Here is a 20,619-nt window from a genome sequence, read left to right as displayed (position 1 = left end):
GTTTACCCTGAAAGGAGGAAATTGGCGAAGAAATGACGCGTCGAAAATGGCGTTCACCCGTCGGTTTGCAGGAACACTCAGCCGTGAAACCCTGCCAGTACCCGACAGAATGACGGATAGCGGGGACTGCTCATGTCGTGGAGCATTCGTGACCTGGACAACGATGCTCGGGAAAAGGCGGCCGTGGCCGCCGAACGTGCAGGCATGACAGTCGATGAATGGCTCGGTTCCCTGATCCGTGCCGGATCGCAGGACCTGTCGCAGGAAACCGCTGGACGCACCTCGCGGGAATTCACCGCGCCTGAACGGCGCGATGGAGAGCGTGCGCCATTGCGCGAGTCGAGCCTGAGGGAACGCGGCGAGCGTTTGCGCTCCAGTTCCGCTCCGGCTCCCGCCTCGGCATCACGCGCTGTCGACAAGGACAACATCTCCGAGATCGCCAGCGCGCTCGACCGGCTGCTTGCGGAAAATTCCCGCGACGACGCCGGGCGTTCCCGTTCCACGCCCGAGCCGCGCTCGCGTTCCCGTACGTCCACCGCTGCCGGCCGGACCCGAGACCGCGCCCCCGATCGCTCCTCTGATCGCTCACGTGATCGCTTTGGCGATACGGGCCGCGCCGCTACCGGCAAGTCGGTGCCCGGAATTTCGCCTGAGGAACGCTCGCACCGCGTCGAACGCGTCCTTGCCGCCCTCGGCAAGCTTGACGAGCGCGTGCGTTCGCTCTCCTCCGTCGCACCGCGTGGCGAGGCACCCGGGCCCGAACCGGCCGCGCGCGAAACGGCCCGTGCCCCCGCCGATACCCCCGTCCGTACCTCGGAGCGGGTCGCGCCCCGTCCCCCTTCCCGAACCCTCTTATCAGGAAGCCTCGTCCTATTCGGATCAGCCCCGGGAGTGGTCTCAGGATCGGCGCCAGGGGTCGCGCCGTCAGGCCGACATGTTCCGTCCCGGTACGAGCGCCGATGAGCGCGCGCAACCTCCCGGCGGCATCGAGCGCCGCCGCGCCGCGCGCCTTGAAGAGCGTGAGCAGGCCGTCTTCCACGACGACCGCGATCCGCCCGCGCGCCACGAACCCGCCCCGCGCTTGCGGGCACAGGAAACCATGTCCGGCCGCGAGCAGCCCGCCGTCTTCGCCGAACGCCGCTCCGCGCAATCCGTCGACTTCGAACGGCATTTCCGCGATCTGGCCGACCGCATCGATTCCCTGCGCGAGCCGCAAGGCGCCTTCGCCGGCCTGCGCGACGAAATCGTGGAACTGCGCCGCTCCGTCGAACGGCGTGAGCGCGACGGCATGAGCGACCGCGATCTCGACGAGATCGCCCGGTTGACGGATGCGGTGGAGCGCATGCGGCGTGAGGGGCACGATCCCCAGCTCGCCGGGGATGTGCGCGCCGAAATCGCCGACCTGCGCGATCTGGTGATGAGCCAGAACATCGACGGCACGATGAAGACGCTGGAATCGGGTTACGCCCATATCGTCGAACGGCTCGATGACATGCGCCGCCAGATCCAGGACCCGCATACCCTGTCCGTGCTGGAGCAGCGGCTCGACGACATCGAGCAGGGCCTTGCCGACATTCCGCGTGCCACGAGTTTCGCCGGCTTCGACGACCGGCTCGACGACATGGCCGGCCGGCTGCACGATCTCGCCATGCGCGGCGGCCTTCAGGGGCTCGATCATCTGGAAGACGAAATGCGCGGTCTGCGCGCGGCCATCGGCGAACTCGACGTCGCCGACCTGGTGCGCAGCGTCGACAGCCAGCTCCGCGATCTCGGCGCCCGCATGGACGAGATGGCGCACGTCCTGCCCGGCGATCTGCACGACCGTCTCGCCGCCTTTGAGGAGAGGCTGCCCGACCGCGATATCCTCGATGCGCTGAACCACCGCATGGAGCGCATCTCCTCCATGCTGGCGGAAGATCGCGCCTCCGCGGGCGGCACGTCGGAGCGCGTCGACGAGCGGCTCAGCGAGATCCTCGGCCGGCTGGACAGGATCGAACGCCAGGGCGGCGCTTCGGCCGACTTCAACCCCGGCGACTTCGAAAAGACCCTCTCGCTTCTGGAAAAGCGGATCGAGAGCCTTACGAACAAGCTCGACACGATCGACGGCATGCCGCTTGACGCGGGCTCGCTGGACCATGCGATCTCGCGCATCGATGCCGCCGCCGACAAGATCGGCGCGGAGCGTATCGCCGAGCTTCAGGACCAGCTCGCCGGGATCGTGCGTGCGCTTGGCGAAGGTGGCGGCCATGACGGCGGCGAGCTTGTGGCGCTGCGTCAGGACGTCAGCGCGCTGCGCAACGAACTGACCCACAACGAGACGCTGGTCGCGGCCATCGAACCGCAGATCCAGCAACTCGCGCACTCGCTGGTCACCGATTCCGGCGGCGCGCCGGACGACGCCAAGCTGCAGCGCATCGAACAGCAGATCGCCGTCATCGCCGGCCAGCTCGACGCGACCGAGGACCGGCTGTCCGGCCTTGGCGACATCGAGGCCACGCTGGAGCGGATCGACGCCTCCCTTTCCGGCCGGGCGCAGGGCGCTCAAGGCGAAGCCGCCGCGTCCTCGGGCGCGGGGGGCGGGGCCTCGGATGCGGCGATCAACGGCCTGCGCGGCGATCTGGCCCGTCTTTTCGAAGCGGCACAGGACAATCGCCGCGAAACGGATGATTCCATCGATCAGGTCCAGAAGGTCCTGAACGATATCGTCGCGCGCCTTGCCGCACTGGAAGACGATTCCCAGGCGCTGGAGGAGGTCGGCTTCGCCGATGTCGCCGTCGCCGCCGGCGGTGGCGGGCATCGCGTCTCCATGGGCCGCCCGCCCCATGCTCCCAGACATCCCTCCGGCCGGCAGCCGGCTTCCGGCCGTCACACCGATGCCTCCGACCACGACGAGACGGAGGAGGGCGAACTGCCCGATCTCTCGACCGTCGAGGATCTTCCGCTTGAGCCCGGCAGTGGCAAGCCGGACCTCGCGGCGATGCTGCGGGCGCAGGCCGCCGAGGGGCGGGGCCAGATCGCCGGCGGTGATCGCAAGGCAGACTTCATCGCGGCGGCCCGCCGTGCCGCACAGGCGGCGGCGGCAGAGGTCGCTGCCGACGAGGACGGCGCTGGTGCGCAGACGAAGGATCGCGGCGCCTGGCTTCGCGACAAGCTGAAGCGCTCGCGCGACGATGCCAAGGTCGCGCCCGTCTCTCCCGATGAGGCCGCCGAACGCGGAATGACCCGCGCCGAAAAGAAGGCGAAGAAGAAGAAGGATCAGGGCTCCGAGGCCAAGGCCTCCGGCTCGGCTTCGGGATCCACATCCCGTCTGCGCCGTCCGCTGGTCTATGCCGCCGCCGCCGTGATCCTGACCATCGGCGCCCTCAAGGTTTCCACGATCCTCGACGTCACGCCGCAAGAACCGGCGCCGGTCGCCGACAATGGTACGCAGGGCGCGAAGGTCGCCGCCAACCAGCCAGGTGCCGATACGCGTGCGGTTCCGCCCGCCCCGTCGAGCACCCCGGACAAGGCGGTCACCTTCCAGCAGCCGGCCGCGCAACCGGGAAGCTTCGAGGCGCCGGGCACCGTTCAGCCCTTCGGCGAGTTCGAGTCCGGTTCCACCCCGCAGGCGGCGGGCCGTGAAAACGCCGAGCTCTCCGGGGCCCCCCGCACACAACCTTCCACCGCGCCGCAGGCCTCTGTGGCCCCGCGCGGTGAACAGCCCGCTCCCCGGGATTCTGTCCCGTCCGCCCCCGCGCCCGACGAGGCGGCGGGTCCGCTGGCCCTGCGCATGGCGGCCAATAACGGCAATCCGCGCGCCCAGTTCGAGATCGCCCTTCGCTATACCGAGGGCAAGGGCGTTCCGGCGGATCTCGTGAAGGCCGCCGAATGGTACAAGCGCGCCGCCGAAGGCGGTCTTGCGCCGGCCCAGTATCGCCTTGGCAGTTTCTACGAAAAGGGCCGTGGCGTTCAGAAGAACCTGGCCGAGGCGCGCAAGTGGTATCAGCGCGCCGCCGATCAAGGCAACGTCAAGGCGATGCACAACATGGCCGTGCTGCTCGCCGATGGCAGTCTCGGCAAGCCCGATTTCGCCGGAGCCGCGCGGTGGTTCGAGAAGGCGGCCGAACACGGCGTGCGCGACAGCCAGTTCAATCTCGGTGTGCTCTATGCGCGCGGTCTGGGCGTGAAGAAGGATCTCGCCGCCTCCTACAAGTGGTTCGCCATCGCAGCCAAGCTCGGTGACAACGACGCGGCGACCAAGCGTGACGAGATCGCCAATTCGCTGCCCGAAGCCCAGCTTGCCGAAGCGCGCAAGGCGGTCAGCTCCTGGAAACAGAGGAACGCCGACGACGCCGCAAACACCGTGAAGCCGGACGACGCCTGGAAGGAAAAGCCGGGCGATGCCGCCGATATGAGCCAGGAGCTGGTCAAGCAGGCGCAGCTTCTGCTCACCCATCTCGGCTTCGATCCCGGTCCCAGCGACGGCGTGATCGGTCCCAAGACCGTGGACGCGGTGCGCACGTTCCAGATTCAGGCAGGCTTGCCGGTCGATGGTGCGATTGACCGCAAGCTGATCCGGGCCCTGGCGGGACGCTCGATCTGAGCGGCCGGCCGCCGGGGCAGGCCGGGAAAGGCTGCCCCCTGCGTTCGGCGGTAATGCCACCGGGCTGCGCAGTGAACCGAAAGTGAACCACAGCCGCGAAAGGTCGATTGACAGCGCCCGGCAGAGGGCGCTTTAAACGGCTTTGTTTGCGGTGCGAAACAGTGACGACGTCACCCCGCACTCCCGAGCACCGGACCGGACCGTTGCAGATTTACCTTCCCATCGCCGAGCTTCCGGTCAACATCTTCATGATCCTGTCGATGGGGGGCGCTGTCGGCTTTCTTTCCGGCATGTTCGGCATTGGCGGCGGCTTTCTGCTGACCCCGCTGCTGATTTTCACCGGCATCACCCCGGCCGTGGCGGTGGCCACCGTCACGACGCAGGTCGTCGCCTCCTCGTTCTCCGGCGTGCTCACCTACTGGCGGCGCAAGTCGATCGATTTTCCGCTCGCCTTCGTGCTGCTGTGCGGCGGCATCGCGGGTTCTGCCGTCGGCGTCTGGCTGTTCTCCCTGTTGCAGGCGGTCGGCCAGCTCGATCTGACGATCTCGATCGCCTATGTCTCGTTCCTCAGCCTGATCGGCGGGCTTATGCTGATCGAGTCCGTGCGCGCCATGCTGCGCAGTCGCTCGGGAAAGCCGGTCAGTCTGCGCCGTCCCGGCCAGCACAACTGGGTACACGGTCTTCCCTTCAAGATGCGCTTTCGCCGCTCCAGGCTCTACGTCTCCGTCATACCGATCGCGGTTCTCGGCATCACCATCGGCTTTCTGGGCGCGGTGCTGGGCATCGGCGGCGGCTTCATTATGGTGCCGGCGCTGATCTATCTGCTGCGCGTGCCCACCAACGTGGTGATCGGCACCTCGCTCGTTCAGATCCTGGCGACCATGGCGGTCGCCACCGTGCTGCACGCGGTCACCAACCAGTCGGTCGATGCGCTGCTGGCGCTGATCCTGATGGTGGGCGGCGTCATCGGCGCGCAGTTCGGCGCCCGCGTCGGCCAGCATCTTCGTGGCGAACAGCTGCGCGCGCTGCTGGCCCTCGTGGTGCTCTCCGTCGGCCTGCGCTTTGCCATCGATCTGGTGCTGGAACCGGTCGATCTCTACTCGTTCTCGGTCCTGTCGGGGGGCGGACAATGAGCGGTGTCGCGGCGAACAGCGGCCTTCTGGCCCGTGCGCTGCTGGCGCTTGTCTCTCTCCTGTGCCTTGCCCGTGAAGGCAGTGCCGAAACGCTCGTCACCGCCCTGTCGGAGCCGACCGTCAAGATAACCTCCAACTTCACTGGTGCGGAGATCGTGGTCTTCGGCACCGTGGAACGCGATGCCACGACGGTGGAGCGCCCCGACGCCTACGACATCGTCGTCACCGTCTCCGGCCCCACGGAAACCGTCGTCACCCGGCGCAAGGACCGGGTCTTTGGCGTGTGGGTGAACAACGAGGCGGTACGCTTCATGGACATTCCGTCTTTCTACGCGCTGCACAGTACCCGCCGCCTGAACGAGATCGCCGACGAGAAGGTGCTGCGCGATCGCGGTATCGGCGCCGCCAATCTGGAGATGCGCGCCGAAGCCGGCGTGAACGACAGTGCGGAGCGCATCGCCACGTTCCGCGATGCGCTCTTGCGGCTGAAGCTTCAGGAAGGGCTCTACGCCCAGCGCTCCTCGGCGGTGGGGTTCCTGTCGCCATCGCTTTTCCGCACCAACATTCCGCTGCCCGCCAACGTGCCGCACGGCAACTACAAGGTGACGGTGTCGCTCTTTCGCGGCGGCGCGCTGTTGACGTCGGAACAGCAGAAGCTGCGCATCGCCAAGGCGGGATTCGAGCAGTTCACCTATTCGATGGCCCATACCAACGCGCTCGTCTACGGTCTGGCGACGGTGCTGATGGCCCTGGGCACCGGCTGGCTCGCCGGGGTTATGTTCCGCAAGGAATAGGGGCGGGGGCCCGTCCTCAGTCCTCGCGCAGCTTGTGTGCCGGGATCGGGTAGATACGGTCCTCGCCGAGCATGTAGGCGGTGAAGCCGAGATCGTCGAAAAGCGGGTCCCACGGCTCTTCCAGCACATTGAGCCCGCCGGTCAGCGCGCCGAAGGCCGGCATCACCAGCCGGGTGTGGTCGCCGGCGAAACAGGGTCGGCGGATGGAGCGGCCGTGCCGGCGGATACGCCCGGCGGGATGCAGGTGGCCGGCGATCTCGCCCAGCACCATGTCGGCCAGCGGCTCGTGGCGGAAGACCAGCGCGCCGAAATCGGCCTCGTCGGTGTGCTCGCCGAAAAGTCCCGCGCTCGCCTCCGGGTCGTGGTTGCCGGAAATCCAGATCCATTCGCGCCCGAGTTGCATCATCGCCAGCCGGGTCTTGTTGACCATCGACATGCGCGCCGCCGCTTCCCCGTCGTGGAAGCTGTCGCCCAGCGAGATCACGCGGGCAGGCTCGAAATGGTCGATGACGGCGGCCAGCCGGTCCAGCGTCACGGCGGTGTCGTAGGGCGGCAGCATCACGCCGCGAGTGGCGTAGGAGGATGCCTTTTCCAGGTGCAGGTCGGAAACGATCAGCGTGCGTTCCGCCTCCCACCATACGGCACCCGACAGATGAAGCGTCAGAAGTTCGCCCGCGACGTATATTTCATGCCAGTCGACATGAGGCGTATGCCGCCAAAGAGCACTCGCACCGAGATTCACGTCATGGCCTCCGCGATGAGATCGTCAGCGAATTCGGCGAGGAGGGTCTCGTTGGCCTCGCCGTAAATGGGCTCGCGGCCGATCTCGAGCATGACCGGCACGGCGAGCGGCGATACGCAACTCAGGCCAGTATGCGTGATTCGTTGGCGAATCCGGCGCAAAAGTGCGCCCAACCGCGAAATATCCAGAAGACCGGTTGCCGCATCCGCCCAGGTTGCCTGGAGCAGAATGTGGTCGGGTTCATGAGCGCGCAAAACGTCATAAATAAGGTCGGAGGAGATCGTGATTTGCCGTCCGGTTTTCTCCTGACCCGGGTGCCGGCGCTCGATCAGTCCGGCGATTACGGCGCAGTTCCGGAAGGTCCGTTTCAAGAGTGCGGAGCCCGCAAGCCACGCATCCAGATCATCGCCCAGCATGTCCTCGTCGAAGAGCTGATCGAGCGACAGCGTGCCTTGCGTGATCGCCGCACCCATGTCGGAAAGCCCCCATACCGCAAGCGCATAGTCGTTGGCGACGAACCCCATGGGCCGCATGCGCGCGCGCTCCAGCCGTCGCGTCAGCAGCATGCCCAGCGTCTGGTGCGCAAGCCGACCCTCGAAGGGATAGCACACCATGTAGGACTTGTTGTTGCGCGGAAACGTCTCAACCAGCATTCCCTCGCGCGCCGGCAGCAGCGACTTCTCGCGCTGGAGCTCCAGCCATTCGCGCACCTGGCCGGGCAGCGCCCGCCAGTGCTCGGGCTCCGCCAGCATCGCGCGCACGCCGGCGGCGAGGTAGGTGGAGAGCGGAAACTTGCCGCCCATGTATGAGGGCACCTTCGGCGCCTCCGCATGGGCACGCGAGACATGCGCCTCGTTCTCCCTCAAGCCTTCGAAGCGCACGATCTCGCCGGCAAAGACGAACGTGTCGCCGGGCTCCAGCTGCTCGACGAACCATTCCTCCACCTGGCCGAGCACCCTGCCACCACGCCCGACCGGCCCGCGCCGACCCTTTGCGCTTGAGCGCGCCAGCCGGACTTTCAGCATCGGCGCCTCCACGATGGTGCCGACATTCAGCCGGTACTGCTGGGCGAAGGTCGGATTGGCGATCCGCCACAGTCCATCGGATCGCTTCTTCAGCCGGGCGTAGCGGTCATAGGCACGCAGCGCGTAGCCGCCGGTCGCGACGAAATCGATGCAGCGCGAAAACGTCTGCGCATCGAGCGCGCGATAGGGCGCGGCGCTCGTCACCTCCGCAAACATCTCCGCCTCGTCGAACGGGCCGGCGGCGGCGCGGCCCAGAATGTGCTGGGCGAGCACGTCGAGCCCGCCGGTGCGCGGTGGCGGCGTGTCCTGCACGCCGGCCTTGGAGGCTTCCAGCGCGGCCCGGCATTCCAGCACCTCGAAGCGGTTGGCCGGCACCAGCAGCGCCTTCGAGGGCTCGTCCATGCGGTGGTTGGCCCGTCCGATGCGCTGGGAAAGCCGGCTCGCCCCCTTCGGCGCGCCGACATTGATGACGAGATCGACATCGCCCCAGTCGATGCCGAGATCGAGCGAGGAGGTACACACCACCGCGCGAAGGCGGCCTGCGGTCATCGCGGCCTCCACCTTGCGCCGCTGGCCGGCATCGAGCGAGCCGTGGTGCAGCGCGATCGCCAGATTGTCGTCGTTGATCCGCCACAGCTCCTGGAACAGCAGTTCCGCCTGGCTGCGGGTGTTGACGAAAACCAGCACCGTGCGGTGCGCCCGGATCTCCTCGTAGATCTCCGGCAGCGCATAGCGCGCGGAATGCCCCGACCACGGAATGCGCGCCTCGGACGGCAGGATGGTGATGTCGGGCGCCGCGCCCTCGCTCGCCGTCACCAGATCGGCGAGCGCCCTGTCCTCGCTCCCTGACTGCGGCACCAGCCAGGCGCGCAGGTCGTCGGGTTCGGCCACGGTTGCGGAAAGGCCGATGGCGCGCATGCCGGGTGCCAGCCGCCTGAGCCGGGCAAGCCCCAGCGACAGCAGGTCCCCGCGCTTTGAGGTCACCAGCGCATGCAGCTCGTCAAGGATGACCGTGGTCAGCCCGTCAAAGAAGCTGTCGGCTTCCGGCGAGGCGATCAGCAGCGCGAGCTGTTCGGGCGTCGTCAACAGGATATCGGGCGGATTGAGCTTCTGGCGCTGGCGCTTGTGGGCGGGGGTGTCGCCGGTGCGCGTCTCGATGGCGAGATCGAGCTTCATCTCCGCGACCGGCGCCTCCAGATTGCGGGCGATATCGACGGCCAGCGCCTTCAGCGGCGAGATGTAGAGCGTGTGGACGCCGCGCCGTTTCGTGTCGCGCCGTCCGGTGTTGCGCTCCGGGTTGGCGAGCGCGATGAGGCTCGGCAGGAAGCCAGCCAGCGTCTTGCCCGCGCCGGTGGGTGCGATCAGCAGAACGGAGCGTTGATCGGCGGCATGTTCGAGAAGGTCGAGCTGATGCCCGCGCACCGACCATCCGCGTGCCGAAAACCAGTCGCGGAAGAGGGGAGGGAGCAGGGCCGCCCGGCCCTGATGCGCATCGTGCTGCAATCGCTTGAAACCCGCGAGGTGATGGGAGACGCCTCTTCCGTCCTATCCCCGCGACGGTGTCTCTGGCAAGGCGGGCCATGTTGCCGCGCGCGCGTGCCGCTCCAATAACCTCTCCCATGGGGAGAGGTCGGACCGCAGGTCCGGGTGAGGGGGATCGGGTTATCTGTCTCCACGAGAGTTCGACACCCCTCACCCTGACCTCTCCCCATGGGAGAGGGGATGCGTCCACGTCGCGCTGTGAGTTCGTCCGCACGATCTCTCATCCCCCATCGCCTTACGCCGTGCGTCGCGGTATATGCGTCATGATCACGTCCGCACGCATCTCGGCTGGATCACGAATTGACGTGGCCGAAAAGATAGGCAGTCTGGGCAGCGCGTGCCTTCGAGAAGAACGGAAGAGCCATGTCGATGAAGACCGACCAGGATACGAACGCCATCCGCGAGCTGTTCGCGACCTACGCCGCCGCGTTCGACGACTTCGATGCCGATGCGATTGCAGATCTTTTCGCCTATCCGGTGGTGATCTGGCAGTTCGACCGCGGCAACATGTTCGAGGACGACGAGGACCTGATGGAGAACATCGACGCGCTGCTGAAGGTGCTCGACAGCGAGGGCGTCGTGCAATCCGACCATGAGGTCAATGCGCTGTCCGTGTCCGGTCCCACCGCGCTCGCCAGCGTTTCGTGGCGCCAGAAGCGCGCGGACGGTGAGGTCGCGCTCGCCTTCACCTGTCACTATCACCTCGTCAACATCGAGGACGAGTGGCTGATCGCTTCCATTTTCAACGAGAACGTTTGAGGCTTCAACGAGAACGCCTGAGGTTTCAAAGGAGCGTGCCGGGGTTTCGCGCGACATCGCATGTCGGCGCTTGCCCCGTGCGTCCCGGCCCTTCATTGTCGTCGGGCCGGGGTGGAAATGACAATATGGGCCCGGCGGGGGAGGGTTCAGCGTGACGGTGACGATCGATTACTATTTTACCCTGATTTCGCCATTCGCCTATCTGGGGCACGACGTGCTGCTGGAAATCGCGGAAAAGCGCGGTGCCGGCATCCGTTATTATCCCGTCAATCTGGGCGCGGTCTTTTCAAAGACTGGCGGCCTGCCGCTGCCCCAGCGCCATCCCGCCCGTCAGGCCTATCGCTGGCTGGAGCTGCAGCGCTGGCGCGAGGTGCGCGAGCGCCCGCTCAACCTGCGCCCCGCCCATTTCCCGACCGATCCGACACTGGCCGATTGCACGGCGATCGTTCTGGCGCAGTCGGGTGGCCGGGTCGCGGATTTCGCCCATCGCGCCTTTCGCGCCTGCTGGGAACTCGACCGTGACATCGCCGATGAACATGTCATTTCCGGCATTCTGGACGATCTGGGCGAGTACAAGGGCAACATTCTGGCTTCCGCCCGCTCCGAGGAGGTCAGGTCGATCTACGCCGACCATGCCCGTCAGGCGTCGGAAGCCGGCGCCTTCGGCTCGCCGGTCTATGTTCTCAACGGCGAGGTCTTCTGGGGGCAGGACAGGCTGGACCTGCTGGATCAGGCGCTGGCGAGCGGCCGCGCGCCCTACCGCCCCTTGTGAGAGGATCGCCATGAGCGTGCTGCTGTCGTCCTCCGCCCGAGCGCTCCGCTCCCACCATCGTCATCACCCGGCTCTGTCCGGGTGATCCAGCGCTTGCCGCGTATGCCGAGGCCGGCGATGGATTGCCCGGACTTCGCCGTGCAATGACGGACGAGGGGTATGAGAGGGAGGCACAAGCAAACGCCCGAAGCCCGGGGGAGGATTCGACGCCGCTCCGGCTTACCCCGCGATCAGCGTCTCGATTTCCTTGCGCGCGGCTGCCGGCAGCGGCACGGGCTTGCGTGTCTCGAGGTCCATGATCATGCTGGTCGCGTCGAGAGTGGCGACCAGTCGGCCGGCGGCGCTGTCGAACATGTGATGGCGGAAGGTGAAGGTCTTGTCGCCGACCCCGGTCAGACACGACAGCACGAGAAGCGACGTGCCGAGCCGTGCCGGCAGCCCGCTCGTCAGCTTCATTTCCAGTGCGATACGGCCGTAGTCCTTTTTTTCCAGCCATGGCCGCGTCAGCCCGACGCGCTCCCAGAGGTGCGGCGCGCCATCGGAGAAGCAGGAGAGCAGGAAGCGGTCGTCGGCGGCGGAGTCGAGCCCGCAATCGCGCGGCAGCACGGTGGCGCGGTGGACGGGGATGGCGCCGGACGCGACGAGATCGGCTTGCTTCACGTCAAGCGCCGCCGGACCGGGTTCGAAGCTGCGTGGCGCGGCCTCCGCCGGCATGGCGTCACCAGCCTCGCTCAGACGCTTGCGCAGGTCCTTCAACGCGCGCTCGGAAGGGGCGTAGCCGTCGAGCGCTGTGGCGGAGATGCGGCCGGTCGAGGTGTCGCGCATGACATGGACGATGGCGAGCATGTACGGCCCGTCGAAGGCGGCATGCGAGGTCACGTTCACCAGCGCGCCTGCGAAAAGCTCGCCGTGGTAGCGAATGTGGCGGACACGACGCGGCCCGGCATGCGCCTCGCTGAAGCCTGTCAGACTGCGGAACTGACGATCGGCTTCCTCGAACTTGGCGAGATAGAACTGCACGTTGAGATGGTCGTTCTCATCGCACTCCCAGGTATTGACGAAGGACTTAAGCGTTTCGAGTGCGGACATTCCGTTTCCGTTTCGTGTGATGGTTGGCTTCGGTTTCGCGCCGCCGGTGTTTCCGGCCCGCGCGTCGAAGCGTCAGCTCGCCCGGTCGAAGGCGGCGTTGATGAAGGCGTCGATCTCGGCGTTGCTCTTGCGCGAAATCTCCAGCGGAAAAGCCTGAAAGACATGACAGCCGCCCGGGTGGACTGAAATCTCGGCTCCGTTGCCCGCCGCCATCCAGCGGGCGGCCATGAACAGGCTGTCGTCGAGAAGCGCATCGCGCGTGCCGACCGAAAACAGGGCTGGCGGCAGGCCCGCGAGATCGGCCCGGATGGGCGAGATGTCGGCGGAGGTCGCATCGCAGTCCTCGCCGAGGAACGAGCGCGCGAACAGCGTGATGTCGCGGGTTGTCAGGATCAGCTTCTCCGTGCCCCAGTTGCGTGCGCTGGGGGTCAGGGCGAGATCATAGCAGCCCGCGGTCAGCGCCGCGCCCGCAAAAGGCGTCAGTTCGTGTTTGTCGCGCAGGCGGATCAGCGTCACCACCGAAAGGTGCGCCCCGGCGGATTCCCCGCCGATGACGAGCGGCAGGTCGCGGAACGGCGACTGGCGCACGAGCCACAGCGCCGCCGCCTCGCAATCGTCCGGTCCTTGCGGATACGGGTGCTCCGGCGCCAGCCGGTAGTCGAGCGAAAGCGCCGCAGCGCCCGTCGTACGCGTGATCTCCTCCAGCCGGTCATCCTGGTAATCCGCCGCGCCGAAGGTCCAGCCGCCGCCATGGATATGCAGGTAAACCCCGCGCGGGGTGCCGGTTTCGGGCAGGATCTGGCGGATCTCGATCGCGCCGTGCGGGCCGTCGATGGTGATCGTCGTCGCGCGCGGGCACCTGGGCGGCAACGGAAAGGCGCCGAGCCCCTTGTCTCTGAGCTTGCGTATCTCGGCCGGCGGCACGCTCCAGCTGTCGGGCAGAGCGGTGAGTTCAGCGGTCTTTTCGGTGTTGAAACGACGGGTCTCGTCGCTGATGGCGTCGTCGCGGAACAGGGCTGGGTCGAGATGCATGGCTGTCAGGGTTCCGGTTTCCGGGAGTCGCGCGGCACGCTACCTGCCCGCCGCCACGCTGCCAAGACCCTTGCCCGGCAAAGCGCGGGATCCGCCGATCGTGTCTTGCGGGCCAGATCCGACACGGCGCGCGTTCTAGACGGCGCGGTCCCTGATCGCCACGCCGCTTCCCCGCCGGTGGATCGTCTCGACAAAGGCCCGGTTCACCTCGCCTGGCGGCGCGGTGAAGAGGCTGACCGCGAACGTCACGACAAAACCTGTCGCCACACCGTAAAGTGTGCCCGGCAGGCCCTCCAGACCAAGTCCGAAAGCCGATGCGGCCTCGCCGTCCGTGTTGGCGAGCATGAAGAACAGCGCCACCGCGATCCCTGCCGCCATGCCGGCCACGGCACCCGGTGCGGTGGCACGCGGCCACCAGATGCCGAGAACGAGAGCGGGAAAGTTGCCCGCCGCCGCCAGCCCCAGCGCGATCGTCAACGCACCCGGCAGGGTCGTCACGCCGCCGAGAGCGGCATATCCGGCAAGGGTCGCCACCACGAGCAGCATGAGCCGGGCCGCGAAGAGACGACGCGCGGCGGTCGCCGATGGCGCGGCGAGGCGATGGAAGCCGTCATGGGCGAGCGAATTGGCGATGGCGAGCAGCAGGCCGTTGGCGGTCGCGAGCGCCGCCGCGAGGGCGCCCGTCGCGAGGAAGGCCGCCAAAGTCACCGCCATCCCGGCGATCTGCGGCAGGGCGAGCACGACGGCCTCGGGCGCCAGCGCGAAATCGGCGGGCGCGAGATTGCGGTAATAGAGATCGAGCCCCGTACACGCCTGGCGGATCGCCTCCAGCGATACAGCGTCCGCGCCGCAGATCCGCACGAGCCCCTGCGCCCCAAGCCGCATGACCCACTCGGGCAGCGCGTCGATCTCCGCGGAGGCGATGGAACCGACGATTTCCAGCTTGGCGAAAACGACATAGACCGGCACGGCGGAGAGCACGAGGGCGACGAAGACGAGCCCCCAGCCCGCCGCCCGGCGTGCCTCGCCGGGAGATGGCGCGGTGAAGAAGCGGGCCAGCAGGTGCGGCAGCGAGGCCGTGCCGATCATCAGGCATATGACGAGCGTTGCCAGATCCCACGGCCCGCCGGCCGCCGCTGCCGCCACGCCCGAATTCCCCGCTTGCGCGAAAGGCGCGCCCGGCCAGCCGGCCAGCAGCTCGCGCAAGTCCGCGAGCGCGTCGGCCAACGCGATCTGCGGCACCGGCATGGCGGTGCTTTCCATCGACAGCAGCACAAGCGGGGTCAGGAAGGCGGCGGCGAGCACCAGGTAAAGCGCGGCCTGCGTCCAGGTCAGGGCCCGCATGCCGCCGGCGAGCGAGCACACCACCATCACCGCGAGCGCGCCGACAATGGCCGTGTGCGCGCCGATGCCCAGAAAGCGCGACGCGACGAACCCGATCACCGCGAGTTCTCCGGCCAGCAGCAGGAAGGACACCGCAACGAGCACCGCCATCCCCATCACCCGCACCAGCCTGCCGCCATAGCGCGCGGCGAGGAAGTCGGGAACGGTCAGCGCGCCTGAGCGGTCGAGACAGGGCGCGAACAGCATCGCCATCAGCACGAAGCCGCCCGTCCATCCGGCAATGCTCCACCCGGCGATGTTCCAGCCCGCAACGCTCCAGCCCGCGCCGCCGATCACAAAGAGCGTTCCCGCGAGGCCGACAAAGAGCGCGCCGGAAATCCAGTCGGCGGCGAGCGCCATGCCGTTCGGCACTGCCGGAACCCGGCGGCCCGCGAGATAGAACTCCGAAATCCGCATCGTGCGCGACGTGAGCCCCAGCACCAGGATGGCCGCGGCGACGGCGGCGGGAACCACAAGGTCGATGACCGTTTCCGGCAGCCCCAGCCGTTCCAGGATCGCGAGCGAGGTGAGGACGAAGACGAGACCGCCGGCAAGGATGGCGAAGGCCCATCCGCGCCGGCGTGTTGACGCGACGGGGCCGACGTGACCGACCGTATGGCCCGACGACGGCACCGGTTGCGGCCTGGGCGGCGATTGGGGGGCTGCGGCTGGCTTGTGCATCTTCCCGGGCTTCGGTTGCTGTTTCCCCATCATGGCCGATTCGCACCCCTGGGGCGCGCGGTGCGCGAGGCGCGGCGATCTGCGGAAGGCGATGACGCCTCCTGGCGAGGCGGAATTTCGTCGAGGCCTCGAAATCCGGCAGTTCTTCGATGGCACGAGGGGGACTTTGAGAGCGACGTACGAACGCGCGACAAAGCAGATCCGGCGCCCCTTGCCAGTATTACGGCGATTTTGCTGCGGCAGATGAACGTTTCGGATGCCATCTCTGTCGCGCCTCTTTGGAGCCGGAAAAGGATTTACCGTTGCCGAGGGTGGTCGCCGGGTTTACTCTTTCGTTTTTCCAGACTTGGTTCGTCGGTACAATCACCTGCGGCAAGACGCCGTGGCTACGCGGAAAACGCGCATTTGCCTGTTAGCGTGCGAAAGCCTATCAATAATGGCGCGCCGGTTTTAAAGATGACAACAACGGAAATCCGGCGAGACCCGAGGCGCGTTCCGGCGCATGCCCGGGGTCGACACGTTGAGAGGTTCCGTAGGGTTATGTCCGGGCAAGTCGGCATGGCGAACGTTTCCGCTGCGGAGCTTCCTGTCGCGTGGTTGAGTTGGGGGTAAGGGAGGACGTTCGGTTTGGCCGAAAAGCCATCGTTTAATTTCATCATTGCTGACGATCATCCGCTTTTCCGCGGCGCATTGCGACAGGCGATCGAGAGCATGTATCCCGGCGCTGGAATCGTGGAGGCTGGCGCGCTGGAAAGCGTTTCGGCCAGGCTCGAGGCGTCCGACGATGTGGATCTCATCCTGCTCGATCTGACCATGCCCGGCATGCGCGGGTATTCCGGATTGATGTTTCTGCGCGCGCAATATCCCGGCATTCCGGTCGTCATCGTCTCAGCCAACGAGGAACCGGGCGCGATCCGCAATTGCATGGAATTCGGCGCCTCCGGGTTCATTCCGAAATCGCTGGGGATCGATGTGATGCGCGCTGCCGTTGCCGCCGTCATGGCCGGCGAGACCTGGTCGCCGCCGGACGTGGACCTCACTTGCGTCGACGAAACGGTCGGCCTCGTCCAGCGCCTCTCCACCCTGACCCCGCAGCAGGTGCGTGTGCTGATGATGCTGAGCGAGGGTCTGCTCAACAAGCAGATCGCCTACGAGCTCAGCGTCTCGGAGGCGACGGTGAAGGCGCATGTCTCCGCCATCCTGCAAAAGCTCGGCGTGGAAAGCCGCACCCAGGCGGTGATCGCGGCCTCCAAGATCGAAAACGGCCAGTGGCAGGCCGCCGTCAGCGGCTGACGAAGCTGCGATCCGTTCTTCGTCCTCCCCGGCAACGCCCGGGAGGCTTTACACATCTGTCCCGGCCCGCGCGAGATCCCGGTTCAGCGCGGCAGTACTGACGTACCGCCGCCCGCCGCGCGCCCGCGATGACGCCGAAGAGATCGCTGCGGGGGGCAATGACAGGCGGCAGGGGCAGGATAGGGGGTGTCATTCCCGTGCAGGGAGAGATGTCGCCCGGTCACTCCGCCGCAGGTTCCGGGGCCGTGACGGTCTTTCCCGCCTCCGAGCGCAGCCGCGTCAGATAGGCCCTCAGCGCCGCCGGTTTCAACGGCTTGTTGAGCATGTGAATATCACGCTCGGCCGCGTCACGGCGTACCTCGGGCGTGCGGTCCGCCGTGATCAGGATGGCGGGAATGTCGTGGCCGAACTTCCAGCGAAGCTGCACCACCGCGTCGATACCGTTGCCCTGGTCCAGGTGATAGTCGACCAGAAGCGCCTCCGGCACCTCGCCGACATCGGCGATCTTCATCGCCGCCTCGCTCGGGTCCAGCGCCGTCAGCACCCGGCATTGCCACCCCGCGAGCAACGCCTCCATGCCCGCCAGAATGCTGGCCTCGTTGTCGAGGGAAAGAACCAGCATGCCGTGGAGACTTGAATTGCGCGGCGTCGGGGCGCTGGAATGGGCCTGCTCGGCCGGCAGCGTCGGGGCCGGCGGCAACTGCACGGTGAACCGCGAACCGCCATTGACCCCCGAGACGATCGATACCGGATGGTCGAGGACGCGCGAAATGCGGTCGACGATCGAAAGCCCCAGCCCCAGCCCGCGCGCCACCTTGGCGCCGTCATCGAGCCGGTGGAACTCCTCGAAGATCGCCTTGCGCTTGGAGGCGGGAATGCCGATGCCGGTGTCCAGAACCTCCACGCTTACGCGGTTGCGCTGGCGCCGGCAGCCGACAAGAACGCGCCCGTGCCGCGTGTACTTGATGGCATTGGAAACGAGGTTCTGCAGCAGCCGGCGCAACAGCCGGCGGTCTGAACGCACCGACAGCGAGGTTTTCAGGATCCTGAAGTCGAGGTTCTTCTCCCGCGCCACCGGTTCGAATTCCAGCCGGAGCTGGTTGAGGATCTCATCGATGCGGAAGCTGGTGATCTCCGGCTGCATGCGGCCGGTATCGAGGCGGGAGATATCGAGCACCGCGCCGATGATCTCCTCCACCGAATCCAGCGAGCGTTCGACGTTGCGCACGAGATCGTAGTCGCGTCCGCGCGCCGCCTCGAAGCGTTCCGTCAGGCTGGAGGCATAAAGCCGCGCGGCGTTGAGCGGTTGCAGGATGTCGTGGCCGGCCGCGGCCAGGAAGCGCGTCTTGCCGAGATTGGCCTCGTCGGCTTCGCGCTTGGCGCGCACCAGCGCGTCGTTGACGTGGGTCAGTTCCTCGGTGCGCTCGCGCACGCGGCGTTCCAGCGTTTCGTTGGCACGCGCCAGCGCGTGTTCGGCATGCACCCGCTCGGTGATGTCGGTGTAGGTGGTGACGATGCCGCCGCCGGGCATCGGGCTGGTGCGCACCTCCAGCACGGTCTGGGTGGAGGCGATGCGGTCCTGGAACATGTCCATGCGCACGGCCAGCGCCTCCAGCCGTTCGTTGACCAGCGTCTCCACCGGCGCCAGACCGAATTCCCCGCGTTCCGCGTTGTAGCGCAGGATGGCGTCGAGCGGCGTTCCCACCTGGCCGTATTCCGGCGGCAGGCCGAGGAGTTCGCGGAACTGCCGGTTCCAGCAGATCAGCCTCAGGTCCTGGTCGAAGACCGAGATCCCCTGGCGCACCTGGTCGAGCGCGGTCTGCAGCAGGTCGCGGTTGTACTGGATGGCGGCGGAGGCGTCGTCGAGCAGCTTCATCGCGCCCTTGGTCGCGGGGTCGCGCCGCTTGACCAGCAGCGACAGCACCAGCCGCGACGACGCCGCGCCGATGGCGCTTGCCAGAAGCTGTTCGGCAAAGCGCAAGGTGCGCGCGTCGACCGGGTCGTTGGGTGCGAGCGAGACCTGATGTTCGCGCGCGAAACGGTCGAAGGAGCGGTCGGTGCGTTCCGACCCCAGATAGCGCGCCACGGTGAGGCGCAGGTCGTCGATGGTCACCGCCGTGCGCCACAGCTTGAGCGAGGGCGAGGGGGAGAAGTCGTCGGGCAGGAAGATGTTGGCCTGCAACCGTTCGATCGGTTCGGGCATGCGGCTGAGCGAGCCGATGATGTAGGCGGCGATGTTGACCGCCATCGCCCAGGCGAAACCATGCACGAGCGGATCGGCCTGGATGCCGAAGAGCGCCTGCGGCCTCAGGAACACGAGCCCGAGCGGGCCGTCGGTAAGCCAGGTGCGCGGCAGCAGGCCGGAATCGGCGAAGGTCGGCAGCAGCAGCGTGTAGCACCACACCGCAAAGCCGCAGACCATGCCGGCGATGGCGCCGCGCGCGGTGGCGCGCCGCCAGAACAGTCCGCCGAAAAAGGCCGGGGCGAACTGCGCGATGGCCGCGAAGGACAGAAGCCCGATGGAGGCGAGCGCGGCGCTGTCGCCGGCCGCGCGATAATAGGCATAGGCCAGCAGCAGCGTGGCGAAGATGGCGGTCCGCCGCACATGCAGCAGGAAGCGGCCCATGTCCTGCATCTCGCCCGCGTCATCAAGCCGGCGGCGCAGCACCAGCGGGATCACGAGGTCGTTGGAGATCATGATCGCCAGCGCCACGCAGGCGACGATCACCATCGCCGTGGCGGCGGAAAGCCCGCCGATGAAGGCGAGCATGGTGAAGATCGGCTGGTCGGCCGTCATCGGCAACGCCAGCACGAAGATGTCGGCGTCGACCGCGCCGCCGAAGCGCAACATGCCGGCCGCCGCGATCGGCACGACGAAGAGATTGATCAGGATGAGGTAGAGCGGGAACGTCCAGCGTGCCAGCCGCAGCTCGCCCTGGTTGTTGTTTTCCGTCACCATGACGTGGAACTGGCGCGGCAGCAGGATCGCCGCAAACAGCGACAGTGTCGTCATCACCACCCAGGGGTCCCGGTTGAGTGGTGCGGTGAAGACGTCGGTCACCGCGGGCGCGGCGCTGGCCGCTTTGAGCAACTCGCCCGGTCCGTCGAACAAACCGAACGTGACATAGAGCCCGACGGCGAGGAAGGCGATCAGCTTGACGATGGATTCGGCCGCCACCGCCAGCATCAGTCCTTCCTGATGCTCGGTCGCATCGATGTGGCGGGTGCCGAACAAAACGGCGAAGACCGCCATGCCGAGCGCGACCAGCAGCGCGACGTCGCCGATCACCCAGTCCGTGGCGAGCCCGCCGGAGGAACCCGTACGCATGAAGAGCGTTGTCGTCGACAGCGACACGGCTTTCAGCTGCAGCGCGATGTAGGGGATCGTGCCGCACACCGCGATGATGGTGACGACGGCGGCGACCGCCTGGTTCTTGCCGTAGCGCGCGGCGATGAAGTCGGCGATGGAGGTGATGCGCTCGGCCTTGGCGAGCCGCACGATACGGCGCAGCAGCGGAAAGCCGAGCGCGATGAGGATGGCCGGACCGATATAGATCGTCAGGAACTGGAAGCCGCTCTGGCTGGCAAGGCCGACCGAGCCGAAAAAGGTCCACGACGTGCAGTAGACGGCGAGTGACAGGGCGTAGATCAGCGGTCGTCCGCGTGTGCGTCGCTTCTTGCGCGCCACGCGGTCACCGTAGCTCGCGACCGCGAACAGCAATCCGATATAGACCAGCGCGGAAACGACGACGACCCAGCCTTGCAGCATCCACCCTCATCGGCCTTTCGCGC

General features: G+C 67.0%; 13 protein-coding genes. 7 read left to right on the top strand and 6 right to left on the bottom strand.

Annotated features, from left to right (window positions below):
* The first annotated feature begins 132 nt into the window (after positions 1–132).
* From C8N35_RS00715 to C8N35_RS00700, 4 genes are all read left to right on the top strand, one after another.
* Positions 133–963 carry a hypothetical protein gene (locus C8N35_RS00715; protein WP_107987723.1) on the top strand — a complete coding sequence of 277 codons (831 nt, stop codon included), beginning with the start codon at positions 133–135 and terminating at the stop codon, positions 961–963.
* Complete coding sequence (locus C8N35_RS00710) at positions 935–4,582, top strand: peptidoglycan-binding protein (RefSeq protein WP_107987722.1); 3,648 nt, start codon at positions 935–937, stop codon at positions 4,580–4,582. The genes C8N35_RS00715 and C8N35_RS00710 overlap by 29 nt, the downstream gene beginning before the upstream one ends.
* A gap of 203 nt (positions 4,583–4,785) precedes the next feature.
* Positions 4,786–5,715, top strand: a complete 930-nt coding sequence (locus C8N35_RS00705) for a sulfite exporter TauE/SafE family protein (protein ID WP_107987721.1) — start codon at positions 4,786–4,788, stop codon at positions 5,713–5,715.
* A complete protein-coding gene (locus C8N35_RS00700) occupies positions 5,712–6,509 on the top strand; it encodes a TIGR02186 family protein (RefSeq protein ID WP_107987720.1) in 798 nt (265 codons plus the stop codon). Before C8N35_RS00705 ends, C8N35_RS00700 begins: the two co-directional genes overlap by 4 nt.
* A gap of 16 nt (positions 6,510–6,525) precedes the next feature.
* Here the strand turns inward: C8N35_RS00700 and pdeM are convergent, their stop codons facing one another.
* Positions 6,526–7,251 (bottom strand): ligase-associated DNA damage response endonuclease PdeM, encoded by a 726-nt coding sequence (gene pdeM / locus C8N35_RS00695; RefSeq protein ID WP_245926608.1) that lies wholly within the window; start codon positions 7,249–7,251, stop codon positions 6,526–6,528.
* On the bottom strand, positions 7,248–9,779 hold the full coding sequence (locus C8N35_RS00690; RefSeq protein ID WP_107987719.1) for a ligase-associated DNA damage response DEXH box helicase: 2,532 nt from the start codon (positions 9,777–9,779) through the stop codon (positions 7,248–7,250). Before C8N35_RS00690 ends, pdeM begins: the two co-directional genes overlap by 4 nt.
* Positions 9,780–10,181: 402 nt before the next feature.
* Here C8N35_RS00690 and C8N35_RS00685 point away from each other — a divergent pair, with 402 nt between their 5' ends.
* Complete coding sequence (locus C8N35_RS00685) at positions 10,182–10,577, top strand: DUF6841 family protein (protein WP_107987718.1); 396 nt, start codon at positions 10,182–10,184, stop codon at positions 10,575–10,577.
* A 151-nt stretch (positions 10,578–10,728) separates the two neighbouring features.
* Positions 10,729–11,349 carry a 2-hydroxychromene-2-carboxylate isomerase gene (locus tag C8N35_RS00680; protein WP_107987717.1) on the top strand — a complete coding sequence of 207 codons (621 nt, stop codon included), beginning with the start codon at positions 10,729–10,731 and terminating at the stop codon, positions 11,347–11,349.
* 219 nt (positions 11,350–11,568) lie between these two features.
* On the opposite strand, the gene C8N35_RS00675 is transcribed toward C8N35_RS00680, so the two are convergent.
* The 3 genes from C8N35_RS00675 to C8N35_RS00665 form a co-directional block, all read right to left on the bottom strand.
* Positions 11,569–12,438, bottom strand: coding sequence for a thioesterase family protein (locus C8N35_RS00675; RefSeq protein ID WP_107987716.1), 870 nt, complete (start codon positions 12,436–12,438; stop codon positions 11,569–11,571).
* A gap of 72 nt (positions 12,439–12,510) precedes the next feature.
* Positions 12,511–13,470 carry an alpha/beta hydrolase gene (locus C8N35_RS00670; RefSeq protein ID WP_107987715.1) on the bottom strand — a complete coding sequence of 320 codons (960 nt, stop codon included), beginning with the start codon at positions 13,468–13,470 and terminating at the stop codon, positions 12,511–12,513.
* Positions 13,471–13,605: 135 nt separating this feature from the next.
* Positions 13,606–15,534, bottom strand: coding sequence for a VC_2705 family sodium/solute symporter (locus C8N35_RS00665; RefSeq protein WP_170121973.1), 1,929 nt, complete (start codon positions 15,532–15,534; stop codon positions 13,606–13,608).
* A gap of 627 nt (positions 15,535–16,161) precedes the next feature.
* On the opposite strand from C8N35_RS00665, the gene C8N35_RS00660 reads away from it, so the two are divergent.
* Positions 16,162–16,827 (top strand): response regulator transcription factor, encoded by a 666-nt coding sequence (locus tag C8N35_RS00660; RefSeq protein ID WP_107987713.1) that lies wholly within the window; start codon positions 16,162–16,164, stop codon positions 16,825–16,827.
* Between the two features lie 220 nt (positions 16,828–17,047).
* Here C8N35_RS00660 and C8N35_RS00655 read toward each other — a convergent pair whose 3' ends face one another.
* The gene (locus C8N35_RS00655) at positions 17,048–20,596 is read right to left on the bottom strand and encodes a NahK/ErcS family hybrid sensor histidine kinase/response regulator (protein ID WP_107987712.1); all 3,549 of its coding nucleotides are present in this window, start codon (positions 20,594–20,596) and stop codon (positions 17,048–17,050) included.
* Between the last annotated feature and the right edge of the window lie 23 nt (positions 20,597–20,619).

The organism is Breoghania corrubedonensis (assembly GCF_003053845.1).
GTDB lineage: Bacteria > Pseudomonadota > Alphaproteobacteria > Rhizobiales > Stappiaceae > Breoghania > Breoghania corrubedonensis.
The sequence above is the reverse complement of the archived record's forward strand: the minus strand, read 5'-3'. Positions and strand labels throughout refer to the sequence as shown.